Source organism: Flavobacterium sp. (assembly GCF_043780635.1).
Lineage (GTDB): Bacteria > Bacteroidota > Bacteroidia > Flavobacteriales > Flavobacteriaceae > Flavobacterium.
Map to the genome: position 1 here is coordinate 1 of NZ_JAYWCK010000185.1, position 14,775 is coordinate 14,775.

14 protein-coding genes are annotated in these 14,775 nt (G+C 33.9%); 11 read left to right on the forward strand and 3 right to left on the reverse strand.

Annotation, left to right across the window (positions count from 1 at the left end; genetic code table 11):
- The first annotated feature begins 421 nt into the window (after window positions 1-421).
- The 10 genes from ACH2BV_RS16150 to ACH2BV_RS16195 all read left to right on the forward strand — a co-directional run bounded on the left by ACH2BV_RS16150 (window position 422) and on the right by ACH2BV_RS16195 (window position 11,022).
- Window positions 422-1,585 carry a phosphatidylserine/phosphatidylglycerophosphate/cardiolipin synthase family protein gene (locus ACH2BV_RS16150; RefSeq protein WP_395051806.1) on the forward strand — a complete coding sequence of 388 codons (1,164 nt, stop codon included), beginning with the start codon at window positions 422-424 and terminating at the stop codon, window positions 1,583-1,585.
- Window positions 1,586-1,759: 174 nt separating this feature from the next.
- On the forward strand, window positions 1,760-2,665 hold the full coding sequence (locus ACH2BV_RS16155) for a DnaJ C-terminal domain-containing protein (RefSeq protein ID WP_395051807.1): 906 nt from the start codon (window positions 1,760-1,762) through the stop codon (window positions 2,663-2,665).
- On the forward strand, window positions 2,634-2,777 hold the full coding sequence (locus ACH2BV_RS16160; RefSeq protein ID WP_395051808.1) for a hypothetical protein: 144 nt from the start codon (window positions 2,634-2,636) through the stop codon (window positions 2,775-2,777). The genes ACH2BV_RS16155 and ACH2BV_RS16160 overlap by 32 nt, the downstream gene beginning before the upstream one ends.
- A 178-nt stretch (window positions 2,778-2,955) precedes the next feature.
- Window positions 2,956-3,738 carry an MlaE family ABC transporter permease gene (locus tag ACH2BV_RS16165; protein WP_395051809.1) on the forward strand — a complete coding sequence of 261 codons (783 nt, stop codon included), beginning with the start codon at window positions 2,956-2,958 and terminating at the stop codon, window positions 3,736-3,738.
- 2 nt (window positions 3,739-3,740) lie between these two features.
- Window positions 3,741-4,493 carry an ABC transporter ATP-binding protein gene (locus ACH2BV_RS16170; protein ID WP_395051810.1) on the forward strand — a complete coding sequence of 251 codons (753 nt, stop codon included), beginning with the start codon at window positions 3,741-3,743 and terminating at the stop codon, window positions 4,491-4,493.
- A gap of 8 nt (window positions 4,494-4,501) precedes the next feature.
- Window positions 4,502-5,494 carry an MlaD family protein gene (locus tag ACH2BV_RS16175; protein WP_395051811.1) on the forward strand — a complete coding sequence of 331 codons (993 nt, stop codon included), beginning with the start codon at window positions 4,502-4,504 and terminating at the stop codon, window positions 5,492-5,494.
- A 36-nt stretch (window positions 5,495-5,530) separates the two neighbouring features.
- The gene (locus ACH2BV_RS16180; protein ID WP_395051812.1) at window positions 5,531-6,592 is read left to right on the forward strand and encodes a pesticidal protein Cry7Aa; all 1,062 of its coding nucleotides are present in this window, start codon (window positions 5,531-5,533) and stop codon (window positions 6,590-6,592) included.
- Between the two features lie 29 nt (window positions 6,593-6,621).
- On the forward strand, window positions 6,622-7,656 hold the full coding sequence (locus ACH2BV_RS16185) for a pesticidal protein Cry7Aa (RefSeq protein WP_395051813.1): 1,035 nt from the start codon (window positions 6,622-6,624) through the stop codon (window positions 7,654-7,656).
- A gap of 54 nt (window positions 7,657-7,710) precedes the next feature.
- Window positions 7,711-8,748 (forward strand): pesticidal protein Cry7Aa, encoded by a 1,038-nt coding sequence (locus ACH2BV_RS16190; RefSeq protein WP_395051814.1) that lies wholly within the window; start codon window positions 7,711-7,713, stop codon window positions 8,746-8,748.
- A gap of 12 nt (window positions 8,749-8,760) precedes the next feature.
- The gene (locus ACH2BV_RS16195; protein WP_395051815.1) at window positions 8,761-11,022 is read left to right on the forward strand and encodes a glycosyltransferase; all 2,262 of its coding nucleotides are present in this window, start codon (window positions 8,761-8,763) and stop codon (window positions 11,020-11,022) included.
- A gap of 1 nt (window position 11,023) precedes the next feature.
- On the opposite strand, the gene ACH2BV_RS16200 is transcribed toward ACH2BV_RS16195, so the two are convergent.
- Window positions 11,024-12,232 carry a cysteine desulfurase family protein gene (locus ACH2BV_RS16200; RefSeq protein ID WP_395051816.1) on the reverse strand — a complete coding sequence of 403 codons (1,209 nt, stop codon included), beginning with the start codon at window positions 12,230-12,232 and terminating at the stop codon, window positions 11,024-11,026.
- A gap of 38 nt (window positions 12,233-12,270) precedes the next feature.
- Window positions 12,271-13,170 (reverse strand): EamA family transporter, encoded by a 900-nt coding sequence (locus ACH2BV_RS16205; protein WP_395051817.1) that lies wholly within the window; start codon window positions 13,168-13,170, stop codon window positions 12,271-12,273.
- Between the two features lie 232 nt (window positions 13,171-13,402).
- On the opposite strand from ACH2BV_RS16205, the gene ACH2BV_RS16210 reads away from it, so the two are divergent.
- Complete coding sequence (locus ACH2BV_RS16210) at window positions 13,403-14,413, forward strand: hypothetical protein (RefSeq protein WP_395051818.1); 1,011 nt, start codon at window positions 13,403-13,405, stop codon at window positions 14,411-14,413.
- Window positions 14,414-14,420: 7 nt separating this feature from the next.
- On the opposite strand, the gene ACH2BV_RS16215 is transcribed toward ACH2BV_RS16210, so the two are convergent.
- The coding region (locus ACH2BV_RS16215; RefSeq protein WP_395051819.1) for a Smr/MutS family protein at window positions 14,421-14,775 on the reverse strand (355 nt) is incomplete at its 5' end.

Sequence of the window (14,775 nt, forward strand, 5' to 3'; positions counted from 1 at the left end):
AGGAAAATACGGTACAGAAAACGCAGAGAGTATTCTACTTGGAGCTATATCTTGGGAGTCAATATCAAGTTTGGCTATAGGATTGCTTTTCATCAGCGCCCTATTATTCATTGATTGGCGTTCCTTAATCCAAAAGAAAAAATTTATGTTAAACTTCAGAATATGGAAATAAATAGTTACTATTTTCATTTTACAATTAAAACTAACAGTAGCTTTTATCACTTATATACCTAATAAACAATACATTAAAAACAAATTAAAAATAATTTTGTAGTCCAATAAATACCAAATGAGCCCTTTTATAATTAAAATAAGTTACCTTTAATTTTCTTAATGAAAAGCAACAAATTGACAGAAATTTGTTGCTATAGAGTTTATTGAAATTTATTTTAATAATGAAAGCAAAAAGCAAAAAGAGTAAATGTTGATTAATACAAAAACCAATTTCACTTTTGAGAAAATAGTGCATGTTCATAGCGGCGAAGACTATTTTTCTCGCTTGGAACGGATAATTTTGGATGCTAAAACTGAAATTCATATTCAGACTTACATTTTTGATTACGATAACATTGGCAAAAAAATAATTGCTGCATTAAAAGTAGCCGCTTCCCGCAATGTCAAAATAAATATTCTTCTTGATGGTTTTGGCTCGTTTTCATTCCCGGAAGAAGTATTAAAAGAACTCAATAAAACAGGAATCAACATCAGGTTCTTCTCCCCATTTTTTTCTGCAAATTCATTTTATATTGGGAGAAGACTGCATCATAAAATTGTCGTTACAGATTCAAAAACTGCATTAATCGGCGGAATCAATATTGCTGATAAATACTATGGAACCGCAAATATTCCCCCTTGGCTAGACTATGCTGTGGAATTAAATGATGAAAAAATAGCTTTAGGACTTCAAGAATTGTGCAGAGACATCTATTTAAGGAAAAGAATTATTCGAAGAAAAGAAATTAAATCTGTTATTGGAACTGATGAAGAATCCATAATTTATGTTCTTCAAAATGACTGGTTGAAAAGAAAAAACCAAATTTATAATGCTTACATAAAAAACATTGGCAACGCCAAAAAAGAAATCGTAATTGTAGGAAGCTATTTTTTACCTGGAAAAAGACTGCTAAATTCTTTAAAAAAAGCATCCCGAAATGGTGTGAAAATTAAATTGATTCTATCCGGAATATCCGATATTCCAATGGCGAGACGAGCAAGTTGCCATTTATATGCTAAACTCCTAAGATATAATATTGAATTATACGAATGGAAAAAATCAATTTTGCACGGAAAAGCCGCTGTGATTGATAACAATTGGACCACAATTGGCTCCTTTAACCTGAATAATTTGAGTTCGTTTGCGAGTATCGAAATGAATGTAGGAATCAATTCGGCTGAATTTGCAAATAATTATCTTTTGCATCTCAATGAAATTATGGAGCAATGCGAAAGAATCACTCCTGAAACTTTAGAAATAAGATATAATTTAACCTCAAAATTCAACAATTGGGTTTCCTATTGGACAACAAGAACAATAGAAATATTGGTAACCTATTTACCCCATAAACGATTCAGGAAATTTTATTAGGAAAACATTAAATGTTTATTACGCTTCAAACGAGGAAAAAATCACTAAATTTATAGTTAAATTTGTGTACAATAATTACACTAATTCACATACGAATCTTGCATTTAAAATTTGATTTTAAAAACTTTTTAAAAAGAAATGCAAGTATAGAAATTAGATAAAAAAACTTAAAAAATGGCATTTATAGACTATTACAAAGTATTCGGAATTGATAAAAGTGCTACAGAAGCCGAGGTGAAAAAAGCATTCAGAAAACTCGCCCGAAAATACCATCCTGACTTGAATCCCAATGATAAAGAAGCCGAACAAAAATTCAAAGAAGTAAACGAGGCAAACGAAGTTTTGAGTCATCCCGAAAATCGCAAGAAATACGATCAATACGGCGAAGATTGGAAACATTCTGAAGAATTTGAAAAATCAAGACAGCAACAATCCCGAAGCCGTGGAGGCCAACAAGGAGGATTCGGTGGATTTGAAGGATTTTCAGGCGGTGGAGATTATTCTGATTTTTTTGAGTCTATGTTTGGAGGTCGTACTTCAGGAGGAAGAAGCCAGACTAGACAGTCTAAAGGCGGCGATTACAATGCAGAATTAAACCTTGATCTGAAAGATGTTTACACTACGCACAAAAGGGAATTGACAATCAATGCTAAAAACATTCGGCTAACCATTCCTGCCGGAGTTGAAAATGGACAGCAAATAAAAATCAGTGGAATGGGCGCCGAAGGATCTAATGGTGGGCCAAAAGGCGATTTGTACATCACTTTTACTATCAAAAACAACACTAAATTCAAACTAGACAAACACAATCTCTATTCAACTGTAGATTTAGATTTATACAGCGCCATATTAGGCGGTGAAATTACGGTCGATACTTTTGACGGCAAAGTAAAACTAAAAGTAATGCCGGGAACCCAAAACGGCACCAAAGTAAAACTAAAAGGAAAAGGTTTTCCAGTGTACAAAAAAGAAGGACATTTTGGCGATTTATACATTACATATCAAATCGTAATTCCCACCAACCTCAGCGAAAAGGAAAAAGAATTATTTGAAGAATTGGCAAGGGAAAAATCAAGGTAATACTAATAGAACTGATGGAAAAATTAGTGGACTTCTTGGAATGAAATTAATGGAAATGATGGGGACAACAAATGAAAAAGAAGAACCCAATAAAAAACAATCTTTTATTTAATTGACTCAATTAAAAATCCGATTTTCATCGGATTTTTTTTGTTTTATTAAAATCTGCTTATAAACTGTAATTCCCTTTTTAAAATAAATCAAATAATAAGCTGTAACAACACTGAAAACCAACAGATTATTCGTATATTTGAAAGACACTTTTTCTTAAAAATTAATTCATCTTTACAATGGATACTATTTTTAAAATAATTGAACTCTTCAAGGCTTTCTTACTTGATATTGGTGAACTTGCCAATTTTGCAGGGCGATTTTTTAAAGAAGTATTTAAACGTCCTTTTGAATTTAAAGAATTTCTCAGGCAATGCTACAATATGGGAAATCGTTCCCTCCTATTGGTATCTGTTACCGGATTTATTATCGGATTAGTTTTTACATTACAGTCACGACCTACTCTGCAGGAATTTGGAGCTGTTTCCTGGATGCCTTCAATGGTAAGCATTGCTATCATTCGAGAAATTGGCCCCATAATTACCGCGTTGATTTGTGCCGGACGTATCGGTTCCGGCATCGGTGCTGAATTAGGCTCCATGAAAGTGACAGAACAAATTGATGCAATGGAAGTTTCAGGAACGAATCCTTTTAAATATCTTGTAGTCACACGGATTTTGGCTACCACTTTTATGCTACCTATTTTAGTGATTCTTGGTGATTTTATAGCTATCTATGGTTCCTATTTGGTTGAAAACATTAAAGATCATGTGTCTTTTTTATTATACTACAATCAGGTTTTTGAAGCTTTGGAATTTGGCGATTTAATTCCCGCGACCATTAAATCTTTTTTCTTTGGTTTTGCCATTGGATTAGTAGGATGTTTTAAAGGGTATAACTGCAAAAAAGGGACTGCTGGTGTAGGACTAGCGGCAAATTCTGCTGTAGTTTTTACTTCAATGCTCCTTTTTATAATTGACTTTGTTGCCGTTTTTGTTACTGATATTTTTTATGGTTTATAAACATGAACATATTCAAAAACAATACTAAACACATCATAGAAATCAAGGACTTAAGAAAAAGTTATGGTGATAATCATGTTTTGAATGGTTTTAATATGATTCTGGTTGAAGGAGAAAACTTGGTAATAATGGGAAAATCAGGTTCCGGTAAATCAGTGATGATAAAATGTTTGATAGGACTCGAAGCGCCTGATAACGGTTCAATCATAGTGATGGGCAAAGACATTAGCACATTGGAACACGAAGAACTGGACGAATTGAGGACAGAAGTTGGATTTCTTTTCCAAGGAAGTGCTCTCTATGATTCAATGACCGTTCGGGAAAATCTGGAATTTCCTTTAAGGCGCCATACAAAGAAGTTTGGAGTTATAAAAGACACCACACCATTAGTAATGGAAGCCTTAGAAAATGTAGGTTTAGCACATACTATCAATTTAATGCCCGAAGAACTTTCGGGAGGTATGAAACGAAGGGTTGCTCTTGCAAGAACCTTGATACTCCAACCAAAGATTATTCTGTATGATGAACCCACCACGGGATTAGACCCCATAACTGCAAAAGAAATTTTGCTATTAATGGAATCTATCCAAAAAAAATACAACACCTCATCAATCATTATTACACATGATGTGGATTGTGCAAGAGCGATTTCGAACCGAATGATTTTATTAGTAGATGGAGTCAATTATGCCGAAGGTGCTTTTGAAGAATTAATTTCCTCAAAAGACCCTAAAGTACAAGCATTCTTTAAATAAATATAAAAATGGAAAAAACAGCCTCACAAAAAATAAGTCTTGGCTTTTTTGTAATTAGCGGATTATTGATTTTTATACTTGCCGTTTATTTCGTTGGCGATAAGCAAAAAATGTTTGGAAACACAAATTCTTTGGAAGCTGTTTTCAATAACGTTAATGGCTTACAATTGGGTAATAATGTGCGCTATTCAGGAATAAGTGTGGGAACAGTTCGAGGAATTAGAATGATTAACGATACTACTATTCGTGTTTATATGGATATTGATAAATCTATTTTTCCTTACATAAAAAAAAACGCGATTGCCATCATTGGTTCTGATGGATTAGTGGGAAATATGATCATAAACATCTTTCCAGGAAATGGTGACGCACCTTCTGTTAAGCCAGGTGATGTGATTCTCACTCAAAATCGTGTGCGAACTGATGATCTATTAAACACTCTTAGTGTAACCAATAAAAATGCTGCTAATCTCACGGCTAATTTGCTGAAAATTACTGATAAGATGATTGATGGGAAGGGAACTTTAGGTTCGTTGTTAAATGACACCATTATTTCAAAAGACTTGGGTGAAACGATGCGTTATTTGAAACTAACCAGCAAGGAAGCTAATGAAACATTAAAAAATTTAAATACACTCGTTATTTCATTAGATAATAAAAATAATGTCGTTGGTGTCATTAAAGACACAGCTGTTGCCAATAAAATAAAAAAAATGGTAACTAACTTGGAGAAATCAACTATTGAAATCAACAAAGTAATTGCCAATCTTAATGCAACAATATTAAACATCAAAGATGGGAAAGGCACCATTAACTATCTTTCAAATGACCCTGAATTAGTTCGAAAAATAGATTCGACAATGACAAATATCAATGAAGCCTCATATCGATTAAATGAAAATATGGAAGCGATGAAACATAATTTCCTGTTTAGAGGGTATTTCAAAAAAAAAGAGAAAGAAAAGACAAAAGCTGCCAATGGAGAAGAAAATCAAAAGTAGAATGTTTAAAATGTTTAACTATTAAAAATTAAAATCATGATTACAGTAGAAAAATACGGCATTATTCTATCTCCCTCAGAAAAAGAATTTGAAAACAATGGTGTATCAAATCCGGGGATTTATCAAGAAGGAAACACCGTACACATTTTATATAGAGCAGACCAAAAAGAAAACTATTCCACGATTGGATATGCAAAAACCGATGGGCCAAATAAAGTTGTGGTTAGAAATACTGAGCCTCTAATAACTCCTGAATTAGTCTTCGAGAAAAATGGTATTAAGGATGCCCGAATTGTTAAAATTGACGATGTCTTTTATATAACCTACACCGCTTATGACGGAATCAACTCAATGGGAGCACTTGCCATTTCTAAAGATTTAATCCATTTTGAAAAACAAGGAACAATAACCCCTCCAATAAATTATGGGGAATATGAAAAATTAATCCTTAAATGTGGGAATAAACTAAACCCAAAATATCATAATAATTACAATTTTTTTAAAGAATTAGGATTACCAGAAGAACAGTTCAGAGGAATTAGAGATAAGGACATAGTATTTTTCCCAAGAAAAATAAATGGGAAATTTGTAATGTTACATTGCCTTAGGCCAGGAATCCAGATTGTGTATTTTGACCATTGGAAAGATCTGACAAAATCATTTTGGGAAAAATATCTAGTAAACCTTTCAGAACATATTGTTCTAAATCCTAAAGGTATTTATGAAGTAAATTATATTGGAGTTGGCTGTCCGCCCATCGAAACAAAAGAGGGTTGGCTACTTATTTATTATGGTGTACAAGAGACGGCTTTGGGTAATTTATTCCATGTCAAGGCTGCATTACTGCAACTAGATAAACCTGAAATCGAAATAGCAAGACTTTCCTATCCCCTATTTTCTCCCACCAAACAATGGGAAATAGAAGGGGAAGTGGACAATGTTGTGTTTCCAACAGGTCACGCCTTGTTCGAAAATGATCTCTATATTTATTATGGAGCGGCATACAAGCAAATTGCCGTTGCAAAAATGGATATAAACGAATTGCTTTTGGAACTAAAAAAAGAAAAAATTAGTGATGAATCAAAAAAATCCATTTAAAAAAATATTGAATTATTAGCAATCGAGTTATGATAGCAGTAGAAAAACTTGGAATAATCCTGAGTCCCACCAACAATGAATTTGAAAACAATGGTGTAATAAATCCTGGAGTTTATCAGGAAGGAAACACCGTACATATTTTATATCGAGCATTACAAAACGGAAATATTTCGACTATAGGTTATGCAAAAACCGATGGTCCATTTAAGATAGTCGAAAGACGTGATCAACCCTTGATTAATCGGGATTTGGATTATGAAAGCCAAGGAGTGGAAGATGCAAGAATCGTAAAAATTGAAGATACATATTATATAACTTACACGGCTTATGATGGTTCAAATGCAATGGGAGCACTCGCGACTTCAAAAGATTTGGTCACTTTTGAAAAACATGGAATAATTACGCCAAAAATAAACTATCAAGATTATGAACGCTATGCGCTTTGCAATGGCAATAAACTAAATCCAAAATACCATCACTACTATCGGCTTCATCAAGAAATGGGTTTAATTGCTGACAAGTTTCGATTATTGAGAGACAAAGATGTGGTAATTTTTCCAAGAAAAATAAAAGGAAAATTCGTCATGTTACACCGCATCTGGCCTGGAATCCAGATTGTATTTTTTGAACGGTGGAGTGAATTGAATGATCTATTTTGGAAAAAATACATTGAAAACCTGACGGATTATATTGTTCTTGATCCAAAGGGAATTTTCGAAGTTAGTTACATTGGAGCCGGAGGACCTCCTATCGAAACGGCCGATGGCTGGTTACTAATATACCACGGCGTACATGAAACAACAACAGGACATATATATCACGCCAAGGCCGCTTTATTGCAATTAGACAAACCCGAAGTTGAAATAGCACGATTGGATTTACCTCTCTTTTCTCCTGCCAAACAGTGGGAAATCGAAGGTGAAGTCAATGATGTTGTTTTTCCAACAGGCCATGCCTTGTTCGGAAAAGATCTTTATATCTATTATGGTGCCGCTGATAAACATACAGCCGTTGCAAAAATGAACTTAAACGAATTGCTTGACGAATTAAAAAAAAAGTCTTGACAAATTTCAGGTTTCAGGGGGTTAAAAACAATATCGAAAATAATATTTGAAATTATGATTACAATCGAAAAACTTGGTGTATTGCTTGGTCCTACTGATAGGGAGTTTGAAAAGTATGGAACACTAAATCCAGGGGTATTCCAAGAAGGAAATACCGTGCATTTATTTTATAGAGCGGTAGAATTTGGTAATATCTCAACAATAGGTTATGCCAAATCCGATGGTCCTTTCAATATCGTGGAAAGAATGGAACGCCCCTTAATTGAAATTGATTTCGAATACGAAAAACACGGAGTCGAGGATGCTCGAATAGTGAAAATCGATGATATTTATTATTTAACCTACACCGCCTATGATGGCATCAATGCATTAGGGGCACTTGCCACCTCAAAAGATTTAATCCATTTTGAAAAACAGGGAATAATTACCCCACAGGTAAATTATCAGGATTATAAGGACTTTGTGACTCGCAAAAATGAAGATGAACTGAATCCAAAGTACTTGCTATTATACAATCTATTTGCTGAAATAGGATTAGTGGCCGACAAGTTCAGATTGCTTAGAGACAAGGATTTAGTTCTTTTTCCAAGAAAAATTAATGGAAAATTCGCGTTGTTACATCGCATTTGGCCTGGAATCCAGATTGTCTATTTTGACCATTGGAAGGATTTAACCAAATCATTTTGGGAAGATTACCTGAAAAACTTAACCGACTATATTGTTTTGGATCCAAAAGGTTTTTTTGAAGTGAATTACATCGGAGCCGGAGGGCCACCCATTGAAACAGAATATGGATGGTTATTAATATATCATGGCGTGCAAGAAACAATAACTGGAAAAACGTACCACGCCATGGCTGCTTTATTGCAATTAGACAAACCTGAAATTGAAATATCAAGACTAAAATACCCGCTTTTTTCTCCAACTAGAATATGGGAAAGAGTGGGTGCTGTAAATAATGTTGTATTCCCGTCAGGGCAAGCTTTGTTTGGAAATGACCTCTACATATACTATGGTGTGGCTGACGAGAGCATAGCTATCGTAAAATTAGACATAAACGAATTACTTTTAGAACTGAGAATGCAAACATAAAAATCATTTACGATGAAGGTTAAAAAAGCATTAAAAATGTTAATTGTAAGTTCCTATCCCCCCCGAGAATGTGGATTGGCAACTTTTTCGAATGATATTGCAAATTCAGTAAAAAAAGTGTTCGGAGAAACACTTCCTATAGAAGTATGTGCATTGCAAAACGAAATAAATAATTTTGAATATGGAAGCGAAGTAACCTATGTTTTATCTACCAATTTTATAGATGATTATCGTTATGTTGCCGAGAAAATAAATAAGCGAAAAGACATTGGATTGGTTTGTTTTCAACACGAATTTGGGCTCTATGGTGGCGAATATGGAGATTATTTATTAGCATTCCTTTTAACATTAAACAAACCCATTATTGCCGTTTTTCATACAGTACTGCCAGAACCAGACAAAAAAAGAAAAAAAGTAGTTCGGGCATTGGTAGATTTGTCCAACAAAATCGTGGTCCTTACCAATAAATCCAGAGAGCTCTTGATAAACCAATATGGTTGTCAAATCTCAAAAATAAAAGTAATACCACACGGCACCCACATTGTACTTTGGGAACAAAAGGAAATTTTAAAAAAAGAATATCAGTACACAGATAAAATAGTGATGTCAACATTTGGATTGATTAGCGAAAATAAAGGTATTGAAACCGTGTTATATGCTTTGCCCGAAATTGTTGCTAAACATCCCGAGGTAATCTATTTGGTAATTGGGAAAACACATCCCGAAATCATCAAAAGAGAAGGTGAAAAATACCGCAACATGCTTACGGATATTGTAAAGGAACTTCATTTAGAAAACAATGTTGTTTTTATAAATGAATACCTTGAATTGAAACAATTGTTAAAATATTTGACCCTATCCGATATTTATTTATTTACTTCCAAAGATCCAAATCAAGCAGTTAGTGGCACATTTGCTTATGCCTTGAGTTGTGGCTGTTCAGTTATTTCTACACCAATTCCACATGCAGTCGAAACTCTTGAAGATAGTATTGGGATATTATTAAACGAATTTGGCAATGCCAAAGAGTTTCAAAAAGCAATTTTAAAACTTATTGAAAATAAAGAGAAACGCCTTTCGATGGGAAGAAATGCATACTCACAATCTCACGCTACAACTTGGGAAAATGTTGCTATTAAATATGGATTATTATATGGTGAATTAACAAGTAAAGAGGAAGATTTAAGATTTAATTTACCTCCCATAAAATTAGACCATATTAAAGAACTTACAACAAATATTGGAATATTACAATTTTCAAACTTTAGCCAGCCAGACCCATCATCAGGATATACGTTAGATGACAATGCAAGAGCATTAATAAATATGGTAATTTATTATTCCTTTTGCCACGATGAAAGTGTCCTGACGTTGGCAAACATTTATTTAAGTTTTGTAGAAGGCATCCAGCGTGAGGATGGATTTTTTGATAATTATAGAGATATTGACCTTAAGCTAACGGAACAAAATTTAGAAGTAAATTTAGAAGATGCTAACGGAAGAGCTTTATGGGCTTTGGGATATGTGATTTCCCAAAAAGAAATTCTTCCTTTGGATTTTGTAAAAAGGGCAGAAATTTGCTGGGGAAAAGCTTACGAAAAAATTCATCAAGTTTCATCTCCCAGAGCCATAGCATATAACTTAAAAGGGCTTTATTACTACCATTTAGTTTCTCCTTTAGAAACAATAAAGTTGCAGATGGAGCAACTTGCAGATAAGCTTCTTAATCTCTACCATATCAATTCAGAAGAAAATTGGTCTTGGTACGAAGATTATATGACTTATGTAAATAATGTGCTTCCAGAGGCAATGTTGTATAGCTATTTAGCGACTGGAAACAAGAAATATTTAAAAATTGCAACCATAACTTTTGATTTTCTATTATCGCATTATTTTATGAAAGGCCAGATAAAAGTAATCTCAAATCGTGGTTGGTTCAAAAAAGAAAACGAAAGAATGTTTTACGGAGAACAACCCATCGAAGTGGCTACTACAATTATCACTTTAGATTTATTCTATCAAGTGACTGGTAATGAAAAATATAAAGACCAACTTGAAGTAGCTTTCTTTTGGTTTTTAGGAAACAATCACCTCAAACAAATTATGTACAATCCCGAAAACGGTGCATCTTATGATGGACTTGAAGACAAAACAATTAACATCAACCAAGGAGCAGAATCAACCTTGTGTTTTTTTAAGGCGCGATTAATAATGAATAAATATGCAGAAAAACCATCCTTTCAAAAAAAGTTCTGGAAAGGATTAGATAATTAAATTATATGCTCTTCAAACCAAAAATTAACAAATCAATATCTTCTTTAGTATTGAAATGGCTAAAAGAAATACGTAAACTTGGCTTTTTCAAATCCTCGTTCGAAAGCATCTCTGCCAAAACGTGCGATGGTTTAATACTTCCCGATTGACAAGCACTGCCGCGAGAAGCAGCGATTCCTTTCATATCCAGATTAAACAAAATCATTGCAGTTTTATCATCAGAAAATGGTAATAAAACATTCAAAATAGTATAAATTCCATCGGAAGTTCCATTGATTACAAATGACGGAAATTCAATTTCGAGTTGGGTGATCAAATAGTTCTTCAAATCAGAAATATGATTTCTTTCGGTTTCCAAATTAGTATAAGAAACGTCTAAAGCCTTTGCCATTCCAGCAATTTGATGCACCGCTTCGGTTCCGGGACGCAAGCCTTTTTCTTGTTCGCCACCGTAAAATAAAGGTTGCAATCCTGAATTTTTCTTGACAAATGCAAATCCCACACCTTTTGGCCCGTGAAATTTATGAGCACTGGCTACCATAAAATCGATATGTAAATGTTGCAAATCGATCTCTGTTTTTCCAACGGATTGTACCATATCGGAATGGAATAAGGCATTGTACTGCTCACAAATTCGTCCCACTTTATCAACATCTAAAACAGTTCCTATCTCGTTGTTCACATGCATTAAGCTGACCAAAGTCTTTATTTCTTCCGTAGAGTTATTTAAATTTTGGTCGTCAGGAACCCACTTTTTCATTTTATCTGAAGAAATTTTTCTTGTGAAGTGGGTTTCTTGCGAAAGCAAATCTACTAAATCACTCATGTCAATTTCGCCATTGGGTTTAACCGCTACATAATCAACCTGGATATCAAATTCATTTTGCAGGGACTGAACCGTGTGCAAAACAGCATGATGCTCAATTTTACTAGTAATTATCCGCTTCACTTTCAAATCCTTAACCGCTGAGCGAAGTATCCAATTATTAGCTTCGGTGCCGCAAGAAGTAAATATAATTTCCTGGGCTGAAGCATTCAATTGCTTGGCAATAGCCTTTCTGGAAAGTTCCAGAATACTTTTGGAATTTCGACCAAGACTGTGTGTTGACGATGGATTTCCATAATCTTCCGATAAAACTTTTGTCATTTCCTGAACGACTTCTGGACGAAGCTGCGTAGTTGAGGCGTTATCGAGATATACTTTTTTCATTTTATAAATTTAAACTTTATTTATGACATTTCCTTTTGCTACCGTGACACTTTCGATTTTATTTTGAAAATCAGTTTTGCATTAAACACAACAATCGATACTAAAATCAAGAAATAAGAACATAATTGAATCAAACTGACCTGCTCGTTGTAATAGAATATGGCCAGTAAAAAATTAATTATGGGATTGATATAAATCATAATCCCTACAGTCGAGGAATTTATCCCTTTTAAAGCATACAAATTCAAAAATAATGGAATTATAGTAAAGAATACCACAATAATCAACAAACAGCCGTAAAACATAGGTTCTGTTGGTATTGTTCCACTGTATTTTGGATAAAATGGAAGCAGAATCAATGCTGTAAACAGCAATTGAATGGTTAGAATCAGGAATTTGTCCAATTCACTGTTTTTCCTCTGGCTTACCAAATAGAAAGCATACGTTGCCGCCACAACCAAACTGAAAAATATATCCTTAAAATGATTGAAAGACAACAGAACACAACCCAAAATACTGATCATTACGGCAACCCATTGCCCTTTTGACAATCTTTCTTTTAGCAAATAAAAAGCAATAATGGTCGTCAAAATTGGACAAATCAAATAAGCCAATGAGGCGGCTTTCACGCTAACGTGGTTCATTACAAAGATAAATACAAACCAATTTGAAGCCAGAAATATAGCGCCACCAAGAGTTAATACAACCGTACTTTGCTTCTTTTTTGGCGTCATTTGGTTGAAATGATTCCAGTTTTTTCTGAGCACCTTTCTTCGAAAAACCAGATTAATCAGCACCATCATTACCACACTAAAAAACACTCGGTAAAACAAAATATCCAAAGAAGGATAATTATGTAATGGTTTAAGCGCTAGACTAAAAAAGCCCCAAATAAAAAAGGCAAAAAAAGCAGCTAAATAATATTTGGTAGGTTTCATTTATTGTATTAGATAGGTGCAAATATAATGATTTCAGTTTGCTTGGGATTTTACATCTTCTTTTAGGTTCATTTATGTTGCAATAAATAAAAGACTACTTGTCATTCCGAGACCCGAGCAAAGCAAACGGACGAAGTAAATCTCAAAGTTGTAGAGCAATATTGTTGAGATTCCTCCTTTGTCGGAATGACAAACTTTATGTTAAATTATATGTTTTTGAAAGAGAATGCTTTTGGAACAAATTAAAAATTCTACTTTTGTTGGAAATAGTATAAAAATGAAACGATTTCTGGGTATATTGATTTGTGCATTTGCTTTTAATAGCTGCGATGACGGTAATTTAACATTGGAAACCATAAATTTTGAAGATGTTCAAACACAAAGTTGCAGCACGAATGATATCATCTATAAACTGAAGGAAAAGGAAGCCTTGCTTCTCGAAATTCCCAAAACATCATTTAAAAATGAACCCACTGTTCCCGGAAATCCAACCATATTTGACATTGATAATTCAACTTATCGAGTAGTGTACCGTTTTTATAATGGAACAGTTGCTGCTGATAATATTTGCAATACCATACCGCCAGCTTTACCTAATGTAAATGACCAATGGACAGCTGCATCCGGAAAAATTCAAATAATTACAACAACTATAACCGAAGCAGGTCCTATTGCCGGAAGCACAAAAATTACTGGTTACAATCATAATATTGCTTTTAATAATATCACATTTGCAAAAACTAATGGGACTCAAGTATATGAAACATTCCCTTTTGGGGATTATATCACACCTTCAACTCCTTTGCCTTTTGGGTTTGACAAAGTAGTTGAGCAATGCCCTACTTCAAAACAAATCTACAATTATGTTAGTAGCGAAGCATTAACCATTGACAAGATCGATCCTACTTTGATTGTAAATACTGAAACGCCTTTAAATACTCCCAGAACGGGGTTAATTGGTTCCATTAATAACAAACTTACGTATCGCTTATACTCTAATGGAGTTCTTACACCAGACTATTTTTGCGCAACTTCAGTTCCTGTTCTTCCGTCTATAAGCGAAGAATGGAATGCAGTGAATGGTGTTTCCGGAGTTAGTGGAATAATAGAAGTCACCACAATAAAAAGCGGAACTACTGCTTATAAACATACCATTGTAATCAAAAATGCAACTTTAATTAAAGGAAATAGCAGCTTCAAATTGGGAGATGTTTATATCTATGGTGATTTATTGACCAACTAATTAAGTCTTATTTGCTGTTTTGTTTGATATAAACTTCAGTCGCACCTTGTCCGTATTTTTGATAATTGCCGTCTTGAAAAGCGATATTATCATAACGTCCTAATAAAAAATCAAGCTCAGATTTTAGTATTCCTTCGCCAACACCGTGTATAAAAACAATCTTTGGAATGCGGTTGCGAATGGCAAATTCTATATGTCGTTTTGCAGTTTCTGACTGTAAAGTCAGAATGTCGTAATTAGACATTCCTCGTTTGTTAGGAACCAGTTTTTCGATGTGTAAGTCAAATTCTGGGGCTGGAATTTCACGTTTGTCCTTGGGTTCTTTTACGAAACTTCTTGGTTTTGGAATTTCTTTTTCCTTG

Bases quoted from the DNA above. Each gene is read 5' to 3' on its own strand.
- ACH2BV_RS16150 (WP_395051806.1), top strand. From the start codon at position 422: ATGTTGATTAATACAAAAACCAATTTCACTTTTGAGAAAATAGTGCAT.
- ACH2BV_RS16155 (WP_395051807.1), top strand. From the start codon at position 1,760: ATGGCATTTATAGACTATTACAAAGTATTCGGAATTGATAAAAGTGCT.
- ACH2BV_RS16165 (WP_395051809.1), top strand. From the start codon at position 2,956: ATGGATACTATTTTTAAAATAATTGAACTCTTCAAGGCTTTCTTACTT.
- ACH2BV_RS16170 (WP_395051810.1), top strand. From the start codon at position 3,741: ATGAACATATTCAAAAACAATACTAAACACATCATAGAAATCAAGGAC.
- ACH2BV_RS16175 (WP_395051811.1), top strand. From the start codon at position 4,502: ATGGAAAAAACAGCCTCACAAAAAATAAGTCTTGGCTTTTTTGTAATT.
- ACH2BV_RS16180 (WP_395051812.1), top strand. From the start codon at position 5,531: ATGATTACAGTAGAAAAATACGGCATTATTCTATCTCCCTCAGAAAAA.
- ACH2BV_RS16185 (WP_395051813.1), top strand. From the start codon at position 6,622: ATGATAGCAGTAGAAAAACTTGGAATAATCCTGAGTCCCACCAACAAT.
- ACH2BV_RS16190 (WP_395051814.1), top strand. From the start codon at position 7,711: ATGATTACAATCGAAAAACTTGGTGTATTGCTTGGTCCTACTGATAGG.
- ACH2BV_RS16195 (WP_395051815.1), top strand. From the start codon at position 8,761: ATGAAGGTTAAAAAAGCATTAAAAATGTTAATTGTAAGTTCCTATCCC.
- ACH2BV_RS16200 (WP_395051816.1), bottom strand. From the start codon at position 12,232: ATGAAAAAAGTATATCTCGATAACGCCTCAACTACGCAGCTTCGTCCA.
- ACH2BV_RS16205 (WP_395051817.1), bottom strand. From the start codon at position 13,170: ATGAAACCTACCAAATATTATTTAGCTGCTTTTTTTGCCTTTTTTATT.